The organism is Dyadobacter sp. LHD-138, assembly GCF_030929615.1.
In the GTDB taxonomy this organism is placed as follows: domain Bacteria; phylum Bacteroidota; class Bacteroidia; order Cytophagales; family Spirosomataceae; genus Dyadobacter.
Genome location: NZ_JAVFVU010000044.1, coordinates 36,046 through 58,752, shown reverse-complemented (window position 1 = coordinate 58,752; position 22,707 = coordinate 36,046). Strand labels below are relative to the sequence as shown.

7 protein-coding genes are annotated in these 22,707 nt (G+C 46.5%); all 7 read right to left on the bottom strand.

Features of this window, described 5'->3' with window-relative positions:
- Window positions 1–234: 234 nt before the first annotated feature.
- Window positions 235–708 carry a hypothetical protein gene (locus RB622_RS25885; RefSeq protein WP_308049671.1) on the bottom strand — a complete coding sequence of 158 codons (474 nt, stop codon included), beginning with the start codon at window positions 706–708 and terminating at the stop codon, window positions 235–237.
- 49 nt (window positions 709–757) lie between these two features.
- Window positions 758–1,177 carry a hypothetical protein gene (locus RB622_RS25880; protein ID WP_308049670.1) on the bottom strand — a complete coding sequence of 140 codons (420 nt, stop codon included), beginning with the start codon at window positions 1,175–1,177 and terminating at the stop codon, window positions 758–760.
- A 5-nt stretch (window positions 1,178–1,182) separates the two neighbouring features.
- Window positions 1,183–8,094, bottom strand: coding sequence for a fibronectin type III domain-containing protein (locus RB622_RS25875; protein ID WP_308049669.1), 6,912 nt, complete (start codon window positions 8,092–8,094; stop codon window positions 1,183–1,185).
- A 33-nt stretch (window positions 8,095–8,127) separates the two neighbouring features.
- Window positions 8,128–8,508, bottom strand: a complete 381-nt coding sequence (locus RB622_RS25870) for a hypothetical protein (protein ID WP_308049668.1) — start codon at window positions 8,506–8,508, stop codon at window positions 8,128–8,130.
- 325 nt (window positions 8,509–8,833) lie between these two features.
- Complete coding sequence (locus tag RB622_RS25865; RefSeq protein WP_308049667.1) at window positions 8,834–13,531, bottom strand: hypothetical protein; 4,698 nt, start codon at window positions 13,529–13,531, stop codon at window positions 8,834–8,836.
- 72 nt (window positions 13,532–13,603) lie between these two features.
- The gene (locus tag RB622_RS25860; protein WP_308049666.1) at window positions 13,604–15,478 is read right to left on the bottom strand and encodes a hypothetical protein; all 1,875 of its coding nucleotides are present in this window, start codon (window positions 15,476–15,478) and stop codon (window positions 13,604–13,606) included.
- 89 nt (window positions 15,479–15,567) lie between these two features.
- The gene (locus tag RB622_RS25855; protein ID WP_308049665.1) at window positions 15,568–22,695 is read right to left on the bottom strand and encodes a hypothetical protein; all 7,128 of its coding nucleotides are present in this window, start codon (window positions 22,693–22,695) and stop codon (window positions 15,568–15,570) included.
- Window positions 22,696–22,707: the final 12 nt, after the last annotated feature.

Sequence of the window (22,707 nt, the reverse complement as noted above, 5' to 3'; positions counted from 1 at the left end):
CTTTCCAGTTCTTGTTGATCCGCTTCCGGAATCGGATATGGCGACACTTTTCTTGACATGCCATAAATATAACACTTTTATTGAATTTAATGAATAATATCTATGCAATTAGACACTAGTTTGGATATTGAGACTTTATATATTTCTTCTGCTAAACGCTTCGATTCCTTCTTGGAGCTTTCACATGATATAACGATTGCCAAAAACAGGGCTATGAAACCAATACTTCTTAGTTTATCTGGGACTAACATATCCATTACTTAAATTGTTTTGTAACCCTGGTTGTATACTGAATATCCATCCATAATTTCCTATACTATGACTTTCTACAAAACCTTTCGGAATGTTTTGATTCTTGGGAGTGAAGGCTCGACCGCCTTTTGTATTACCGGATGGTAAGTTGTTGATACCACCAACTGCCACTTGCGGTGCTACACCATCTTGCAGCCACATAGGGTCGGCCCCTGGCTGATTTAAATCACTTCCATACTGCCATATTTCTTCAAATGGTAAATCTTTCACATCTCCTGCACTACCATTCTCAGGAGCTAAAATATAATACCCACTCCATTTGATGTTGGCTTTGATAGTTGAATTTCTTACAACATCAATCATTCCTTGCGCGTATGCGAAGCCCATGGAGTGGGCCACCACATCAATCGTAATTGTCTCTGTGCCGTTGCTCAGGCCAGGATAATCTTTCAGCAATTGGGCGACCCAGTTCCGCCCGGCAGTACGCCCGTTGGAGACACGGGTATTAAAGCATTTTTAATAATTTAATTCTACTCCTGTATCGGCTTAACAATACTGGGATGTGACTACATGACCTATCTAATCTATCAATTATTTCTTCCGTTTTGCTAACAAAAAGCGATAATCTATCCCTACTTGTTGCGATGCTCATATTAGCAAAAATAAAGTCAATTATGGCATCAATATATGTAACAGAGCATTGATTAACAATAATATACGACAATGGGTATAAAGAATCCTTGTTATTAATATCTAAATGATGCAAATAACCTTCCATGAGCTCTTTTAACCATTCTTTTTCTTTTTGATCTGACACCTTATGGTTTAAATATTCATGATAAATTCCATCGCGCATCATTTGAAACTTATCACCGAAATATTTGTGATAAATTTCCTTTGCAATCTCTTCTTTATATTCATTCATGTAACTTATTTTGAAAACGTACCAGATTCAATATCTCTACTATAATTGTAACCATATTTAGAAGCTGCAAACTTGATAAATTCCAACTCTCTCTGAAAAAATCCGGTTGCTGAGTTTACAGGATCACTCCAAATTATTATATCATCACCTCTTTGCAAGGCACTTTCTAACCATGGTTTATTATAGGTATCCCAAATAAAATCATCAAATTCCTTAGTATATGGACTTATACCTTTTTTGGCTGCTTCTGCGACCACTTTAGTATTCCAGTCATCAATAGATAACATATTGAACCCACCAGGGTGGTCAAATTTACCAGAATTCATGTAAACATTTAGGTCACTTTCGGAAAGTTCACCAAATACTTTTTGCAAGCCACTTTCATTACCAGAAACAATTTCACTCCACTTTCCAATAAATGTTGTAGTCTTATTGGGTTTGCTTATAATGTTTCTCAACGGTCTGTAAGATGGTTTTGAAGTCAATAACCGAATTAGAGAAAGCTGAGTCGGTGCCTCCTTTAATACAACCAGTAAAGCTGCTCCCGCAACAACCGTTTTAGCAACCACTACTCCCGCTCTTCCAGTCGCATGCAAGGCATATTTACCACCTTTCTCAAATTCATCTGCAAACACTGCTCCCCTTCCAATTTCGATCCCAATGGATTTCGCCTTTTCCCAATCCATCTGTTGGGCAAAAGTCTTTAATTGGTCATAGGCACCATCAGGGTCAGAGACCAAGGTGAGCCCCAGGCCGACCATATCCGGAATATCCCTTAACTCTTCCAATCCCTGGTCAATAGCCCCGCTGATTACAGCAGTTTCGTCTCGGACATAGAATTTCTCACCGGGTTGCCACGCAGCGGTAGGAACTTTTACGTTTTCAAGAAGACTATTGTAAGTTTCAGCAAGATTTTTAATAATATCTTCCAACTTCATCTCAGTATAGAAGACACTTCCTGCCGGGCCGTATTTTTTCTCCGTTGCACCAACAACCGTTGTTTTCTCCGTGAGCTTGCCACTATTTTTTGCTCGCGCCTTATTCAAAGCATTTTGAAGGGCTTTCTCGGCAACATCCTTGCAGGTAGGACATTTGGTAAAACCTTTCCATTCCCCTTTAACTGTGATATTACCGCCTTTATCTTCCAGGGCAAATTTACTACCTGCAACGGTAATGGTTTTGCGCTTGATGCCATCTGAGCCTGTAATCCAGTCCGTTTCCTCGTCACAACTTTCATAATTCCAGCTCATAACAGCTGTCCCACTCACCGGTACAGCTATGTCAATTACAGAACCGTTCCCGGAAGGTGTGAATTTGTAAGCGCCTTCGATCAGACGATAGCCGCATTGGCCATTCTCTTTGAATTTCTCAAAGTAGTAGGCCGTTGTCCCCGGCGCAACGTAAATGTTCTCCAGATATTTACCTTCGCACATAGGTGTCTTAATTTCCCTGTAACCCAGGAATGCCTGATTATAAGGGAATATCTCAGCGAAATAAGTAATGCCATTCAGCGCAAATCCCTGAAGCGTACCGGCTGGCGGAACACCCCACCCCTTGGTAAACCGTATAATTTTCGGCACAGCTCCTTTCGGAAGCTTCACTGCCCGACCGTCGGGCGCTATAAAGAGCTGTGTATAATCGTAGGCAGCAACACGTCCATTGGTCAATACAGTTACTGTCTCTTCAAGCGGAGGTTCCGATGCATTACATTGAGTACCATCCTTGGACTCTATGGCATCAATTACATCACCCAGCAGTTCGTCGATATTCTGCTGATTAACCAACGTCCCATTCAGCGTGGCGACAGATTCGTTACCTTCAATACTCGCCGTCAAGGCAGCTACAACCTCGCCGCATTTGCCAGCCGCCAGGTTGGCCACCATGGCGTCGGTGATGGCTGCCAGTTGGACACCTTGTGCCGAAAGTGCATTACGAACCGCTTCCAGTTTCGACTTTTCATCGCTATCGACAATCCTAAGTTTCTCACACAGCAAGTTCGAAAGCACAGTTTGCACAGCTGCCTGTTTTGAATACTGGCAAGGTAAGGCAGACAGCCCCGAAGAAGCTTGTTCATCCTCGGTTGCACCTACACGCGCACCAGAGGGCATAAATGGATTGACTTTTACTTCGTTAACACAATAGGTTCCGTCACTAAATGTACACCTGCTGTAATAGGTGACAGTATTTTTATAGTCTGGGGAAGTTTCTACACCACAGTAGTAACCTGAATGTTTTTCTATTGGCATGGGTCCTGTAAGACCGTTTTGATTCTTTCCACGGAACCATTCAAAGTTTTTTCCTCCTTTGGCGTGACATACTTTATCCACTAATCCTATCCGCTCTGGAGCAGTGGCGCCATCATAAACTTTCCCTACAAAATCTTCGTATAACGATATTACTCCGAAATCCAACAGGCTGTTCCCATATTTTAGAACCCTTGTGGTGTACCCCTGATCTAATTTGATAATGGGAATCTCTTTCCCCAAAAGATACTTACCGCAATCTTCCTTATTCTTAACAGCAGAAAGATCTATTGTATAGGGTGAATAATATGGATCATTCGTACGGTTCGGTTTTACGTTGATTAAAATGGATGTTTCACAAGAACCAGCTCCCTGAACCGTGTTAACCACTTTTACATAAAACGATCCATAATAAGTCCCAGCACCATTTTTATCAATCCCAAAGATGGATCGCAGCGAAATGACAGTCTTGTCTGGATTAATACTCGGTGATTTATCTGAAATATTATGACTGTCTCCAACAACATAAGCAGATAATCCAGAGCCTGCTCCAAGTACATTAATCTTTATCTCTTCACCGGCAAGGAAAGTATTATACGAGCTTTCATAGGGAGTATAAACAATAAAATTACATGGATTTTGCAACTTTTCTGTCGGTACCCTAGGATTACCTTCCTTCGTTATATTAACTTTCACTGACTTTGTCACCTCTGTTAACTGACACGTTGCAGAAACAACAAATGGTTTACCTACATCGGCGTTCGTAAAAGTTAAATTTTGCGTTTCTCCAGTCCCTTCTAATGTTACTTCCGTATTTCCATTTACATCTTTTTTCTTCCAAATTATCGGATAAGATTTCACGCCATTATCGCATCCGCTGGCTTTAAATGATAATTTTGTTGAAGAAGCTGCATATGGAATTTTTTCCTCTCCCGACTTTGACAGACTAAGTTCATTACATGGAAGTTGAGTTATAGGATTATGATTAGACTCATATGCAAATGCTGCTTTACAGTTCTTCTCTGTCATCGTAACAGAAAACACTGCCGTTGAATTTGGCAAGTCAAATGTCCTAACCTGATCCTGCGAACCATTGTCATCCCATTTAAAAGTGTGATCGCTCTTTACTTTTAAAGTCAACGTATTAATATTTCCATCTACTCTTTCAATTTTAAAATCATCCTTTTCTTCACAAAAGTTGGAAGTTGGAGGAACTTCGATAGTACCTGTCGCGGCTGTACAGCCTGTCGCCTTACAGGTCGCGGTTACCTTGAACTGTTTTTTAATTGAGATATATTCAACCGTACTCTCATCTGGATAGGAGGCATCAATAGAGTTATTTCCTCCATCTTTTTTCCACTCTATTTCCCCGGGACAACCGACAGCCTTAATTGTTACTTTTTTATTGAGATAATTATATATTCCAAGTGATAGTGGATCATAGTAGCTATTGTTACCTAACGCTAACTTTAATGCACATTCCACCTCCACTTTTTCCGTTTCGGCAAAACATTTTTTGCCATTTCCATCCGTGCACGACAGTACGTAACTCTTGCTTTTAGCTGGATAAACTAATAGGTTATTCAAATTTCCTAAAATCTTATCCGTTGTGAGTTCATCTTTCCATTCGATTTTACCAGTACAGCCGCTACTTTTCAGCATTACCGGTTCCCCTTGTTCAATCGAAACCGCGGAAGCAATTGCCGTTACTCCTTCACATTTCTTTTCAACAATCACCGTTTCCTGTTTAGAACATCCTGCATGTTCTTTCTGTCCATTATCAAGTAGTTTATCTAAAAGACAAGTAACCTTGTAGATTGTTGTTGCCTGAGGAGTAACTGTAATATCCTCCTTACGCCCTATGGTGGAATTGGAACCATCTACCCACTCAACTACGCCCGGTTTATTGAATTCGTCGACACAACCACTCACACTTAGATTCACTGGGGTGCCAGGCATGACACGCAGAATCGATGCAACGAGGCTTATTTCACAAACCGTACCAACATTAAACTGTCCCGGAACTTCTTCACTAAAAAGCCCATCATCGCCATAAGCCATAATCCGGTAAGGGTAACTACGGTTACGCTCCAGTCCGCTGATATCGGCCTGGTTTGTCGTAGGATACACGGTATTTTCTATTCCGTTTTGATCTACATAAACCAGTTTATAAGTCCGGTGGTCTTTGTTGGCATCCCAGGTTATTCTTACAGCCCTGGAATCATCAGTCTTCGCTGCATACTGCAAATTCTGTGGATCACCGATTCTTCGTTTGATTGTCTGGAACACATCCTGCCCGTAAGCAGCAATTACTTTATCCCCATTATACGCCAATATCCTGTACTTGTACTCCATCCCTTCCCGCAGACGCGACAAATTAATCAGCGGGCTTGTTACAGTTTCCTGAAGAATAGCCCCGTCCTTATCCTGGTACTCGATGATATATTTGCTCGCCGTGCCACCAGACAGTTCCCAATTAATACGTGCTGATTTGTTGTCAATACCACCCACCTGTACATTACGGATCGCAAACACCGGATTGCCGGGGCCGCTGCCTGGCTCGCCTGACTGGCTGTCCTCCATTAACGCATCCAGCTTACTGATCAGGTCCTGATATTTATGCGTGATGCTATCCACTTTCGGAACTCCGGCCGTCAATTGATCGGTAATGGTTTTCAGCTCAGTTAGAATATCCGTGATGCGTGGATCAGTATTATCCCCACCTATTTCCACAAGTGCTTTCCGGATTTCTTCACTCGCCTGTAAGATCGCAGTCTTGTAAGGACAAAGTAAGGAATCAGAAGTCGTGGGCGGCACCCCGCTGTCGGCTAATGCTTCATAACCAGCCAGTGCTCCCGCAAGCGTTCCTGCATAAGCGGCCGGATCTGTCTGCTGTGCCAGCGTGCTTAAAAGCTTACTTTTCGCCGCCGCTACTTCCGACTGTGGAACGTTCAGCAAACGAAAGTTCGTAGCCTCATATACGCAGCCACCATTGCCATCGTCGCTTCGGATGGCCCCTACACCACTGAATTCTGCCAGTGCCAGTGTTCCCTCCATAAACGGAAGACGCACCAACCCTTTACCGCTAAAACTTCCGGAGCCGCTAGCCTCGGTTATAAAAACAGCAAAATCATAAACCCCCAATACATCCCCGGTTTTCAGGTTTGTTAGGGCAGTGCCACCGGTTGGCAAAGGCACCATAGGATGCTCCGGACTGCACACTGAAAAGGCACTGCTTTGCAGGGCACAGCCCGGAAGTTTCAGCTTTACGGTAGTATCAGACGGAACCGAACCATCTGTTCCAGGAGCATCGGCTCCCGGAAAATTGGAATAATAATCTGCCAGCTCTCCGGGGGTGACCGCCGTACAACCCGAAACCTGCACCGGGATTTGCATCGGATCTGTCAGTACGATGGGAAGGTCTTCCAAGTCGTCACTTTCATCCGTAACCTCGAAGGTTTGAACAGAATCGGGGACTATATCCGTACAACCCGATTGAATGGCAAACTCATAACTACCCAACGCAAGGTCTGTAATCGAGGCTGTCGTTGCTGAAACGATTTGGGCTGTCCATTTGGTGTCACCCGTTTTTCGGTATAACACTTTATAATTGTCCACGTCTGCCGCCGCCTCCCATTTTAGTTGGAGCCTCCCCGGCCCCGTTTCTGTAATCACAAAACTTTCCGGCGAAATACACTCTTTCCCATACCGGAACCAGTTTACTTCGCTCCGGCCTTCGTTAACAAAAACGACCTCATTCCCATCCGTATCAAACTCATGCACCGTAACCCGCGCCGCATAACGGGCACCGCGCTCCAAAGCACCGATCAGGCTATTTCCGATACCCGTATTGCCCGGATAAAAAGTACCCGGGTTACCTTTGTCATCAATCACCGGGTTTACACAGGCGTCTAATGCCTCTGTGGGCTCATAGCCGTCTGGCACTTTGCAGACTTTCAGGTCATACGTTGTGATATTGCCGGGCATCCGGTAATGACGAGGCATCCACTGGATATTTACCCGCTGAGGCTCGGTCATCGTAAGCTCCGCCCCGCCAAGGGTGGCCCCGTTGAAAGGAATGTTGATGATCGGAGGCAGAGGCGTGGTAATGCTAAAATAGGTTTCGCCGATATTGGAAACCTCACGCCCCGTGCCCGCTTCTAACGCCTGCACCCTGAAGGTATAAAAGCCTTCGGGTAAATTCGTTCGCAAAGGAGAATTCCCCAATCCCTGCTCCTCGATTAAATCCTGACGAAAATAATCGTGTTGCAGGTCCAGACCGCTAAAACGCCGGATCATGCCCCTGTCCAGTGTAATCAGGTTCGCAGGAATATACCCGTCCATGCTTGACACCCGAACGCCAGGGCCCTCCATACTCCATTTCAGATACATCTGAATGCTGTTTTTCGTCAGATCTTTCAGCAGCAGGTTCACCGTTAAAGCGGTAGTGCTCGAAAAATAGGACGACAGACGCTGGTTTGGCTGAGAGACAATGAATGCCTGGGCGGTGACCGGGTAGTTTTGGTCGGTGGACTGGGCACGCACATCCCTGAAAAACAACAGGACTGCCAATAATAACAACAGGGCGCGAACGAAACGATAGTGCATGAGCGTAATATTATTTTTTATATAATTCCTGGGTCCTGTACGACCCGCTGTTTTTTTACTGTTCATCCGGATTAATAAATCGAATGAAGGATTTAAGAATCAATCTTTTACATGAACTGTTTTGTATCCTATTGCGCTTTGACGAGGACCTTGACGGACCGTAACAGAAAAAGTTGTTGTTCTCTCGATCAAAGCACATAACCCGCAAGGAGTAATTCTCACATCAGGACAAGAAAGGGCGGGTGACCAGACTATGCTTACACCTTCGTAGTCACAATTGGCTATTTGTAGGCTAAAAGGTTTATTCCTCTCCACCTCATCCGGACCGAGAATCACGGGTGCAGCAGGGTCAAAGGGCTTACGATCTTCATCGGGGATTTCAATACTGTCAGCAGATATTATCGCATCACGATCTCCCTCTTTGCAGGAAAATACAATTGTCACTAAAAGGACCTGGAGAGAGATTTTTATAGTTTTCATTTCAATTAATGGGTTTCTGTCTTGCTTTATTAATGGCTAGCTGTGGAGTAACAACCGCGGCATGTGATGGAATTTTCCTGTGCATCCATCTTATAGGTGCTTCCATTTGGCATTCCGGAGAAACTTCCAACCCTCTTTGAGCCATCACAGCCTGTATACACCACACAACTGCCACATGTATCAGGTTGATCGCTGTATTGGTTGCTACCGTCGGAAACTGTTATCGTATAAGTTACGCACTGGATTCCTCCCACACATTTGGTTTGGCCACTGGTACGTGAATTTGAGTTCATGTCCTTGTACAAAACACCGCTGCTATTACATCTTATGGCAGTAGCTGCCAATTTGGTGTTTCATCTACAGGTTTTTTGATTCTAACCGCCTTATGACCAACAGGGCTTTCACATCCATTCTGCACACAGGACACGTAAAAATCTGTATCGGAAGTAATTGAAGTAATAAGCCCTGATGACCCCACTCCTCTGGGAGCTGTGGAAATACGCGTTGGTGTCCCGCTATGGGACCAGTTAAATGTACTACCACTTGAACAGCCTACCGCAGCTATTGTAAAATCTTGGTTACTTTCGATTTCATCAATCGCCGAAACAACAGGAGCATTCGGAGGCGTGCATGGAGCAGAAACACGAACAAATTTTGAAGTTGAGACCGCCGGGCAACCATCTTTAAAACATTCAACCCTAAATTCTCTGTCGCTTTCAATAGATCCATTGAAAACGAGATAATTCCCCTCATTTACGTTCCGGGTTTCCCCTGACCACATCAGTCTTGCGGATGCTCCGGAACAGCCGTCGAGGCGCAACTCGAAGTACTGCCCTTTGTTTACCGTATTCTCTCCAAAAAGAGAAGGATTAGGTTGATTCTGACAGTTATTGGTCACTGTCACATAACCATCATCTGTTGCCTGACTTTCGCCACCACAATTGTCAGATCTATAACAGGTGGCACTATATCTACCTTCCCCACTTACCCAGATTTGGTTTGTTCCTTCTGCATGATTACTCCAACGGATGTATCCCCCGTTACAACCTGTGGCTGTTAGATAACCACCACCCGACGGAACCTGTATATCCGGAACCTGAATGTCTGCCAATGCCCGATTACAGACATTTACCTGCGCGCCATCGCTGCTGGTACTGTAAAGGACAGACCCGTCAGGACAGCTTTTGGACACAGAACAGGTTACAACATAACCGCCGCCATCACGGACCACAAGCGGATTATCATGGCTTTGGTTGTTCCAGGTGATCGTGCCGTTACAATTATTGGCGTACAACCGGCCTTCACCGCCAGAATTGATCGTAATGTCATCGACCGTAACCTGGGAAACATAAGGAGGATCACAGGTTGGTGTACTAACATTGACCGTCCCGCCATCACTGCTGCTACTGCTTCCGCAGTCATTACGAACTGTACAGGTGGCCGTATAATACCCGCCCTGGTTCACGCCAATGCTACGGTCGGTTGAACCGGTATTCCACTGGATAGAACCGCCATCACAACCATTAGCAGTCAACGTTCCCCAGGTGCCGGAAGTGATTGTGATGTCATCCACAGAAACCCAGGGTGTTGATGGCGGGTTACAAGGTGCATTCTGAATATTGACCGTCCCGCCATCATTGCTGGTACTGCTTCCGCAGTCATTGCGAACTGTACAGGTGGCGGTATAATATCCGCCCTGGTTCACACCTATGCTGCGGTCGGTTGAACCGGTATTCCACTGGATCGAACCGCCATCACAACCATTAGCAGTCAGCGTTCCCCAGGTGCCAGAAGTGATTGTGATGTCATCAACAGAAACCCAGGGTGTTGATGGCGGGTTACAAGGTGCATTCTGTACATTGACCGTCCCGCCATCATTGCTGGTACTGCTTCCGCAGTCATTGCGAACTGTACAGGTGGCGGTATAATATCCGCCCTGGTTCACACCTATGCTGCGGTCGGTTGAACCGGTATTCCACTGGATCGAACCGCCATCACAACCATTAGCAGTCAGCGTTCCCCAGGTGCCAGAAGTGATTGTGATGTCATCAACAGAAATCCAAGGTGTTGATGGCGGGTTACAAGGGACGACTGGTTTGTCATACACCGAAACCGTAATACTCGCACCATCACTTTCAACACCTTCATTCACACATTTAGCCCAATAAGTCGTGCTTTCCTGCTGGATACGTTCACCTCCTCCATAACCAACAGGGGCCGTCCATACAAGGGTGCCACTCGCGCAAGTACCATATACATTCGCATGACTTCCTTTTTCAATATTCGTACTCGCTGCTGACAACTGAGGCAAATTCGGCGTAGGAACGTAAACAGAAACCGTAATACTCGACCCGCCACTTTCAACCCCTTCATTCACACACTTCGCCCAGTAAGTGGTATTCTCGTATTGAACCCTTTCTCCGCCGCCATAACCAACCGGAACGGTCCATACCAGATTTCCAACCGGGCAATACCCCGATACACGCGCCGCGGTACCCTTAACAATATTCTGATTATCTGCCCGAAGCTCGGGAGCACCGGGTGTAATGACGGTACTTCTGGAGGCCCAGTCTGAATAACCATTATCGTACCGGTTATGCGAAATGACCTGATAGTAATACGTGATGCCCTCCGTCAAACCATTGTCGTGAAAGGATGTGATGTTAGCCCCCAAATTACCGACCGTCTGCGCATTGGCAAACGTTGGCGAGGTGGATCTTAAAATGGTGAACCCGTCTTCATTACCTGAATTATCCTGCCACGTCAATGTCAGAAAGTTGGTTCCGGCAGCGGAAAAAGCCAGGTTTGTCGGTGCTGCCGGTGGGAAGTATAAAACGTTGATGGTGATCGACCCCTTCGACAGACTTTGGCAGCCCGTCGCATCGTTCCGGCAAATCGCAGCATAACTGGTTGTGGAAGCCAGTGTCACCGTGGACTGCGGAACGCCGCCCGGAGGCAAATTCTCCCACACCAAACGATCACCATTGGCACAGTTTCCCCCGATGGTAACACTGCCGTTTTTATCAATGGTGTTATTGGGCGCATTGGAATACAGGTTCGGAGCAGCAGGTTCGGGATTAACGCGCAGCGTTTTCGCCGTTTCCGGACTCAGACAGCCATTCAGGTTACAACGAACCAGATAAGTAAAATCAGTAGCCTGGTTTACGTTTGAAAAACTGGCATGCTGTACCCGCTGATCTGCGCCGGAGCCATCAAACGAACCGTCCCCCGGATTTTTCCATTCTATTTTCCCCACACAATGATCGGCACTCAGATCCGTGCTTTCATAACGGCAAAAAGCATCGCGCCCTGCAATCAAAGCAGGCTCTGGCAGTGATTCGTAAACCGTGATCTTTAAAGAATCAGCGCTGGCAGAAACGCAATATTTATCCTGACATTTAACCGTATAGGTAGTCGTAACCGCAGGTTTAACTTCCAAACTGGCGCCCAAGGCACCGGTACTCCATATCAGCGCTTTGTCCGTACATTGGGACGCGGAAAGTTTTGCCGGAAAATCACGGCAAACGCTGTTACCATACACATCCGCCGAAATCACAGGCTTTTCAGTTGATTTTGTTTGAATCAAAAACTTGCTGTCGGCTACGTTGAAAGCCAGTTGTGAACCCGTCGAAAGTACATAGGGACCAGAACCATAATTGCCCAGCTCGGTGTCCTTGACAAACACTTCGTAACGGTTATTGGTATACCGAAAGCTGTACCGGAGCAGAGGCGCATCAGACTTTGAATTTCCCCCACACCAGGGCATGGCTATTTTTCCAAGCATCGAAGCCGTTACCTGGCCGTTACAGGAATAGTTGGCCGTCAGGTTATCCAGCGACATATCGTACTTGTTGATTTCGTCGGTATAACCCTCTTTGAGCGTGTAGACATTTTCCGCCCCAACACTCCCAAGCAGCCCCTTCGCATCCATGAAAAGATTTTTTCCGGTGGCCGGTGCCACATTTCCCATCGCCAACGTTGCAGCCGAGCGTAATTTGAAAAATGCAGGAAGCCTGAGTTTAAAAGTCGGAAAGGCGATACCCTGCCAGCTTTCGGCCGACACCTGCGCACAGGAAGGCAGATTCGCCGGGTTGCGAAGCATACTTAAATCAATTTTTGCCAGGTTGTCACTACCAAAATGAAACCCAAGGTCAGGGTAACTCGCCGCGTGAAACGCGGACGCAACCTTGGCGTCAATAAAAATATCTTTCCAGTCAGAAGTCTGCTGACCGGTAAAAACGAGCAGCAAAGGTTTGCCATCAGCCACCTTCTTTCCATCCGGAGTCTCTTTTTCAACAAGATTATAAGCTTTTACAAAACCAGATAAAGAAAACGTATTAAAGGCACCGCAGGTAAAACTTAGTTTGGAATCCGCACCCAGCCCCATCGTCAGATTACTGCCAAAACCCGGCAGCGCAAACTCAGCGAAAGATGTCTGCGCCCCCAAAAGCTTGCCAGGATCATCCAGTTCCGAAGATTTGGCATCACTCAGTGACGTTTTTAATATGGGAAGATCACCTGCAAATCCGCTTTTACCGGACACGGCGATGTCGTTAGAACCAAAATAGAGATTTGTTTGGGAATCTGGCAAGGCGTTGCCTGGCAAAGCGTTGCCCGGCAAAGTAAACCGGCATCCCATGCTCAGCGTTGCCCCCGTCGGCGTAAAATGCATGCCCATAATAACAATGTCATAATCATGTCCGCTGATCCTGCTTCGAAACACAACCGGCAAACTGGTGATCTCTTTCAGCAAGGAAGGAATGTTCAGTCCTCCGGTCGTCACCTGGATGATCCGCCCTTGCGCCACAGATGCAGCCATGGCCGCATCGATCTCTGCCTGACTTGGTTGTCCGGCCAGGGCATGTTCACGGATAAAAAAATGTCGTCCGTCATGCAGGGCGGCAGGAAGGTTTTCATCCTTTATAAAACCCGGTTTGTGTTCAGCAGTTCTGCTATACGCTTCCGCCAAATTTGTTTTGAACAAAGCAGTAAGAAGGCAGAGCAGCAAAATAAATGATCTCATTAGTATGTGTTTACCGGTTGGATTATCTGTTGAATTGAATGAGATGGTTACAAGTTTTTCTCTGGTCATACCCTACAAAACCGAGAAATTATAAACCAGCCCCAGCGTGGCCGTAATCTCCTGGAATGACGGGATATACCGCTCCGTGCTGACGTTCTTTCGGTTCAGGTAAATGATGTTGGTGGTCAGGTTCAGTTGCCGGGTCAGACTGGCAGAAACACCGGCGCGGAGATTCAGCATGGATTGAGAAACTTTGTCCATTTTTCCTGAGGTGTAAGTGCCGTTGAACTGGGTTTTCCATTGGATTCCGTCCTGACTTCCAAACCCTTTGCCAAATCCCAGCGACGGTCCCCATTGCGTGCCTGTCAACCCGGAAATGTCACTATCAGAATAATACAGCGAAGCAGAAATATTCATTTTCAGCGGTTTTAGACCATAGCTGTAATCCAGTGACGTATTGCTCAAATTGTTTTTAACCTTCAAATTCCCCTGATTGTCGCTGCCGCGGCGGTCGCTACCGCGTTGCATAACCAGATTCAACCCGATATTTTGGGTAATATCTTCATTTTTGGAAGGCAGAACCACATTGACACCCGCCTGAATGTTCTGATTGATCTGTTTAAAATTGAGTGTATCAAGCGCCTGATAAGGGGTGATCTGTTTGAGGTAATCGTACGTTGGCCTCAGATTTGAGAAGCTCGTGAAATTCGAATAACTCAGCATAGTCGTTATCCATTCAGCCGGCACGTAGGTGACATTCAGAGCCCCTACCCAGCGTTTGAGTGTTTTCAGCTTTTGCTTTTGTACATTATCCTGCTGAATACCGGCGTTGGCACTGACATTCAGCTTGCCTGCAAGCAGCTGTCCCGCTATTTTACCGGCATAAGTTTCCAGATCATTGGCAAAATAATAAGCGCCTAAAGTCCGGTAACCCGGGTCAATCCTGCTATACTCAACACCCGTATTAAAACCCTTGCCCCGATACGTAACCGCCGTTTTTATCGCCTTTTTATATTCGGTTGAACTGCCCGGGCTGATCGTCCCCAGGTAACTGTTTACGAGATTGGATTGCCTTTCCAAGCGTGGCGCGCGGGTATCAAGGGTAACTGCTGAAACCGCAATTTCTGCATCAAGTACCCATTTTTTTTGTATCACCTTAGCCCCCTTTAAAGAAACAACCGCATTTTGCTCCGGTGAAATATGATAATCGTCCAGGGTATAGGGCAACGAACTCAGTTTATCAGCAGCTGTAAAAAAGATCAGCTCCACTTTATCTTCCTTCTGTCGGTAACCAAGCTGAAGGCCGACTCCCGATCTTTTGTAGGACGGAATGTTGTTGCGGTCTGTCGCACGGCGGTCAGCCACGCCGGTGCTGTCCACCCGCGCGGCGGACCGTCGAATCGCGCGGCGCAGATTACCCAGCATTAACCCAAAATAGAATGGATTTTGCTTTGATTTATATTCAAGTCCCACACCATCATAACGATGCCCTGCCAGTGTAAACGGAGAGAAATTCATGCTGCAGACACCCACCTGAAGTGTAAAGCCTTTGTAGGTCGGTTTTAACACAAACCGGTTGAAAGGCTGCATAAACTGGTACTTCCGGTCAAACGGATGTGACCAGTTTATGTTCTGATTCGACAAACTGAAACTGACAGGCATTTTAATTTTGCCAAAAAGATCAACATTCAGATTACCCGTAAAAAGCGTATTAAACGGAATACTTCTGCGGTCGGTAATACCAGCCGCATGGTAGTATACGAAGTTAGCCCCAGCCATCCCTGAAACTTTGATTCCCTTTTTCAGCTCGTTTTTTACCGAAATATTTTTTAGTTCACCGAGTTTTTCCAGGCTCAGCGGCGAACTATCCTGCGCCCAACAAACCACAGGATCGCCTACCGAAGAAATCAGCAAAAGCAGTATGAGCACATGTATAATTTTAGCCATAATTCATTTTTTTAAAAGAGAAAATTTAGACTGGGGCAGTCGCACCGCCTCCGTGCAACCGCCAACAACTAATAGCCAACCGCTAATGTTCAATTCATCATCAGTACCCTTTTAAACAGTACCGACTTGCCCGCTTGAATGGTGACCACATAGGTATCCTGCATAAAATCTCTGAGGCTTATTTCAAAAGTGTACGCCTTCTCCCCTTTCTTTTCCTGTTTCAAAACCGGCGTGTTTGTGCTCGAATTCGAGATGGATAACATCACATCACTGACCTTGGCCAGTTTTACCGACACGGTGAACTTGCCGAAATTCGGGTTGGGATATACGAGCATTTCCTGCACGATATTGATTTCCTGATAATGAAGCAGCGAATCCGTCTGATCGATATCTTCCTTGTCAAAAATCTTGATGGTCCTGATTTTCGTATTGATACAATCGCCTTTTCTGGCAGTCATCTTAATCGGATATTCCCCTTTTTCGATCACGGCAAACGACAGTTTTGTGATCTCGTTCAATATCGTCTGGGCTTGTGCCGGCAGCTCCCAGATGATCTCATCCGGTGCAGGTTTTGAAATATCCAGCACCTTCACCGTATCTCCGACAAAAGCCTGAACCGTCATCAGAAAATCAGCTTTTAAAGCGTTGCTATTGTTTTCAAGCCTATACTCCCGACTTACAGAACAGCCCGTTTCATTGGTTACGACCACCTTATACATGCCAGGCTCCACGGCATTGAAGCTTTGCTGATTTTTAGCTTCGGCAATAACCTGTTCCTTATAATACCAGGTAACAAATTTGCCGGGATTCCCTGCATCCAGCACAATTTCCTGGCCCTTGCAAACCGCCTCTGTGACCGGAAAACTGATGGCATTGAATTTTTCCGGCGCCGGCACGTTGACCGAAGAAACCGACAGACAGCCGTTCGCGTCCCGTGCATTTAATATATATTTACCAGCAGACAGGTTTTTGAAATCCCAGACATCCCCGGTGTTAACAGCTGCTCCCGCATTTTGAGGTGCGCTAACCGTGTACGGCGCAATTCCACCAGCCAGTTTCATGGAAATGCTTCCGTTATGATCACCATCACAAACAGGCCCCTTCCAGCTCACCTGACTTAAAAGCGATTTTGGCCAAACCAGTTTTACACGGGTAACGGTGTCCTCACACCCCCTGTGATCCACCACTTTGAAGGTGTATTCTGCCTGCGTTAATCCTTCGAATGTGCCGTTCTTTTGCTGCGTTACATTATCTTTCCAATACGTATATGTGCCGTTTCCACCTGTTGCAGCCAGTGTGATACGCCCGTTTTGTTCCCCTGCGCAAAGCGGGTCTGTCTTACCTGTCAAACTTAAATCCAGAATGGCTGGCTGGGTAATACTTAACGATGTCGTCTGCAAACACGCCTTGGTATCCTTTACCCAGAATTTGTAAGCTCCCGCCGCCAGGTTTTTAAAGGTGCTGTCGGAATAAAACTGTGTTCCGTCCTGAGAGTAGACATAACCGGGAGTCCCGCCGCTGGCCATAATTCGGATACTACCGTTTTTCTCACCGTAACAACGTACTGTATCCTGATTCACAGCCAGCAGTCTCACCGCCGTTGGCTGAATAACCTCCACTTCTTTTGTCAGCACACAGCCCTTTGCATCTTTGACGCGGACCGTGTAGGCACTGGCAGTCAGGTCGGCAAACGTGCCATTGTCAGCATAAGCCCCGCCATTTAGAGCATACAGATAAGACGGCGTTGCACCCTCCGCAGATACTTCCAGTTTACCGGTTTTATCACCATAACAATTGTTATTGGTAATAGTTATTTTGCTTACCAGCGCCGTTGGCTGCGATAACAGCACATCCAGTTTGTCGATGCAACCGTGCTGGTCTTTTATTTCAATCGGATAAGTTTGTGATTTTACATTGGCAAAAGTGAACAGATTATTCACGGTGTTAAAGTTTTGTCCGTTGAAAAGCGCCTGATATCCCGGACTTCCCCCGCTTACTTCCACGGTAATTGTCCCGCTTGATTCTCCAAAACAGGCCGGCATGACCGTGGCATATTTCGACTGGATTTTCGACGGCCATTGCAACTCGACCGTTTTCATACTCGCACTGCATCCTTTACGGTCTTTGACTGTGATGGAATAAACCGATTGCGTCAGTCCCTGAAAAAGGCTAGCCGGCTGGCTGACCGCATTATCAAGCGTGTAAACATAACCGGCATTCCCTCCTTTCGCAGCCACCTGAATACTGCCATCTTTGCCTTCAAAACACAACGGATCTGTCTGAGATACCAACCCCAGTTCCAAAAGCGCTGGCTGTGCAATGCTGAGTTCGCTGGTTTTCAAACAACCCTTTACATCACGGGCGTAAAATTTATAGGTACCAACGGAAAGGTTTTTAAAACTTGCATCCGGGAAATAATCTGTCCCGTTCATCGAATAAACATAGGAAGGTGTCCCGCCTCCCGCAACGATATTGACCACGCCATTTGCTTCCCCAAAACAGCGTATCGTATCCTGATAAACCGGCGTGATCGTCAACAAATCGGGTTGAACAACTGGCACATTTTGCGCGCTGATACAACCGTTTGCATCCTTAACATAAACGCTATACGTATTGGCGGTTAGTGAAGTAAATTTGCCCGTCGAAACATAATTTGCCCCGTCGATCGAATAACTGTATGCCGGCGTTCCACCGGTTCCCAGCAATTCCAGTGCTCCGGTATTGTCACCATTACAGCTGTTATCGGTTTTGGTAAAACTGCTGCTGAGTTGCGTCGGCTGCACCAAAGTCACCCGAAGACTATCTACACAGCCCATCCGGTTTTTGGCATATAAGCGGTAGGTGCCGATGGAAAGACCGGCGAAAGTGCCATCGCTGCCAAAAGGGCCGTTGTTGATGGCATAACTGAAGGGGCCTACATTGTTGTCTCCCTTGATATTGATCGCCCCACTGCTTCCACCGTAACACAGTACGTCCTGTTTGGAGACAATCTGCAAATCCGCACGGTTTTGTTCCTTGATTTCGATACCCAAAACGGTCTTGCACGATAGCGGGTTATCCTGAACCAGCATGTTATATACATTCGGATGAAGATTGGCAAAACTCCGGGATGCGCTCAACGGAGCTCCGTTTAACGAAAGCTGATATCCGCCATTCCCTCCACTGATGGCATTCACGTTCAGATTGGCGACGGGCGTGCTGCAACTAATCGGATCAATGGTATAGGATGCTTTGATACTGCCCGGCACGGTCAGATCCACTTCTTTTTTATAAGAACAAAGCTCATCCGCAACGGTTACGATGTAGGTTCCGTTTAAAAGTCCGCCAAAAGTAGCGTTACTTCCGAAACTGTTTTGCGAACTGATGCTGTATTGATAGGGTTGCTTCCCACCCGACGTGTTGATGATGCTGATCGTTCCATCCTGACTGTTGCAATTAGAAGGCAGCGTTTTACTTACATCGTAGCGGATGTTTGTGTTTTTTGGGATAATAGTTACCGGAAATTCTTTGGTACAACCCGACTGGTCACGGGCTGTTACCGTATAATCCCCGGCTTTCAGATTATCAAAGAAACCGGTCGTATTGGTCACAGCGCCAATAGCATTGAATTTGAAATCAAAGCCACCCAGAGCATAAGAAAAATTTCCTGTTGATCCGCTGGCAGACACCAGCGCTTCTCCTTTTTGGTAATATTCGCAGTCAACATCTTTTTTGCTGATCAACGAAACCACAATGTCCGTAGGCTGCGATAAATTTATACCTGTTAACGTAAACTTGCAATTATTTGCATCCTGACCATACGCGGTATACGTTCCGGCAGACAGGTTACTAAAAACTTCCGAAGTCTGGAATTTGGCGTTATCAACGGAAACCTGATACGGCGCTGTTCCTCCGTTATTTTTTACTTCAATCCGCCCAATGTTAGCGTTGTAGCAGCTCAGGTTTGTTTGCGAGGCCAGGGTAATTGTGTAAGCCTGAGCCGGCTGGGTTACCTGCGCAGTCACTGGCTTTGTACAGCCATTTCCATCTCTGATCACGAAACGGATGGCAGCACCGGGCAAACCTGAAAACGAAGGTGATGCCTGAAAATTCACCGAGTCCCGGGCGTAACTGTAAGGCGACACACCACCTGTTGCAGCAAGCTGCACCGATCCGTCACTGCCTGCAAAACATTTTACGGCGGTTTGCGAAGCGATCGATGCGACCAATTCCGTAGGTTGTGTCAACGTGATACCATCCGTTTCTTTCACACATCCGTTAGCATCTTTCACCCATACTTTATAGGTACCGATCGGAAGTGACGCAAAAGTCGCGGATGACTGATACGTCGTTCCGTTGATTGAATATTGGTAAGGCGCTGTTCCGTCCGAAGCCGCAGCCTGAATAATCCCACTCTTTCCATTATAACACAATACCTGTTGGGAAGCTGAGACAGTGGCAGCAAGCGCACTCGGCTGGCCCATGGTTACGTCCACCGTGCGGACACAGTTATTGGCGTCCTTCACATAAAAGGTAATGTTTCCGGCCGGTAAAGACTGAAACAGACCGGCAGTCTGGTAGTTTGTCCCGTCTTTTGAATAAGTGTAAGCGCCTGTCCCGCCCGTTGCAGCAACCGTCACCAAACCATCCGCTGCTCCAAAACATTTTACGTCAGACTTCGTGAACGTTGGTACAATCTGTGTTGGCTGCGTTACGCTTGTAATTGCCGACACCCTTTTACAGCCGTTCACATCCTGTGCGGTGACCTGATAATTGCCAGCGGAAAGGCCGTCAAAAATAGTCTGGGCTGTAAAATCAGTTCCATTGATGGCATACTTTAAAATCCCCGTTCCACCCGATCCGGTTGCTTTGATCTGCCCATTAGTTCCGGCAAAACAACTCACTGTTATACTGTTAACCGCACTAATTGTAATATCGGTTGGTTGCAAAATATCGCCTTTAACCGTCGCCTTACAACCATTTGCATCTTTGATGGTGATCAGTTGATTACCCGAAGCAAGCGACGAAAAAGTGGGTGACGGCTGAAAATTTACGCCATCTTTGGAAAATTGATACGGGAATGTGCCTCCCAGTCCGGTTGCCGTCAAAGCACCATTTGAGCCTGCAAAACAGGAAACATCGGTTTTATTCAAAATAGAAACGGAGACCGCATCGGGCTGTAATACCGGCACCACAGCAGATTCTTTAACACAGCCGGCGGCATCTTTTACCCAAATTTTATAATTGCCCAAAGCAAGGCCACCGAAAATCCCCGACGATACATACTGCGTTCCATTGATGGAAAACTGATAAGGCGCCGTTCCCGAACTCGCCGTTGCTTCCAGCATACCATCGCTTAATCCGTTACAGGACACCGCCTGTTTTAAAACGGCAGCAATGGTGAGATCTCCCGGCTGGGTGATCGTGGCATTAACCGAAATGGCGCATGTATTGTCTTTTACGATAACCTTATAGGTATTGGCAGTCAGATTTGTAAAAATGTTAGAGGCCTGAAAGGTTACTCCGTTATCAATGGAAAACAGTAAGCTTCCGCTTACGACTGATCCCGCAGTTCCAATGGTTATTGATCCGGTATTACCCCCGAAACAGCTGACATGCTGCTGACTAGCAATGGTCGCGAGTAATTTGCTCGTCGTTTTTATCGTATCAGTAACCGTACCGATACAACCGTTGTTATCTTTTACTGAAAAAGTATAAATGCCTGAGGCCAGGCCCGCGAAAACGTTGGAGGTTACATAAGTCGTTCCGTCTTTGGAATACAGATAAGGCGAAGCGCCACCCGAAGCCTGAACGGTCAGAGAGCCATTGGCTGTGGCCGAACAGCTTTCATCTGTTTTGGCTGCCACCGAAACCTGCAAGGCCACGGAAGAACCAACGGTAACATTTCGGGTGGCCGTACAACCGGAGGCATCCCGTACTTTGATCACATAATTTCCTGCTGCAAGATTGGAAAAAACATTGCCTGAAACATAAGCCCCTGAATTCAGTGCATATTGTAAAGGCGCAATTCCTCCCGTGGCATTGACGGTAATACCACCCGAACTGCTCCCGCTGCATGCGATGTTACTCACAACCGGATTGATCGTGATATCCTGCGCCACCTGAAACTGCTGGCGGGTATACAAAACCCCGTCAATCAGCACACTGACCCATTGAGGCCCCGATTGCATACCACTCCAGGTTACCGGTGTACTGTAATCAAGCCCTGCGCTCGAACCGGGCGTAAGCGTACCGCTGGATGTTCCGTATTCTACAAAACGGCGCAGTTCATCCACCAATACGTTGTCCATATAGGCCCGGTAATAAACACCGTCGTAAGTAATTTTAAATTTTGAATTTGGGTTTGAAGTATAAGTAACCGTATTGAAATTACCGCCCAGCGATGCTTTTTCGATGTTAAAACTGTTGTTTTTAACCTGCCGTATCGACATGGCTTTAAACCCGAATGATAAATCCCCTCCAACTACGCCGCCGTCGTGACGGTATTCCAGCGAGATTGGGACCTGGCCGGAATAATGCGTTTTACTTTCCAGTTTCACAGCCGTGTTGGCGGTTATGGAACCGTTGGCGTTGATGCTGTAAACGGGCGTACCCTGGTAACCATTGAAATTGATTTCATAACCGCCCGGATTGATGGCCGTGGCGCCATTCGTTAAAGGAGAACCATTTAACAAAAAAGTACCACCGGTTTGCGGACTGAAAACATAATAACTCACAAGGCCGTGGGAATCAATATGAACGGGCGAACACTTTCCGACGGAAACCGCGGTACTTAACTTGGCATATGGCGGATACTGATCATCCGGGCCGATTCCATTCCCTGCGGTGGCTGCTCCACCGGGCGTATCCACGCGGGGCACTTCTACGTACACATAGTCGTCCTTGACCGTTTGCTGATAAGGTACCCCGCCACAGTCATCGGTAGTTTTAAATACGTCCCCGGGTTTCATGAGCCCAAAATCCATCTCAAAAGCCCAATAACCACCGACAATAAACTTGGTGGTGAGCTGTGCAGGATTGACCGGAACATTATTAATAAAAAGATGGATCTGGGCGGGATCACTGCACGGAGAGCCATATACTTCCAGCTGCCGGTCTGTGTATTTGATCGGGTTCATGAACAATTTGTTCTGAGCCCAGGTTTTGTTCACAAAAAATCCGGAAATAAGAAAAATAAAAACAGGAAGACGCAGTAATCCACCGCAGATTCGTTTCATAAAGAGTGTATG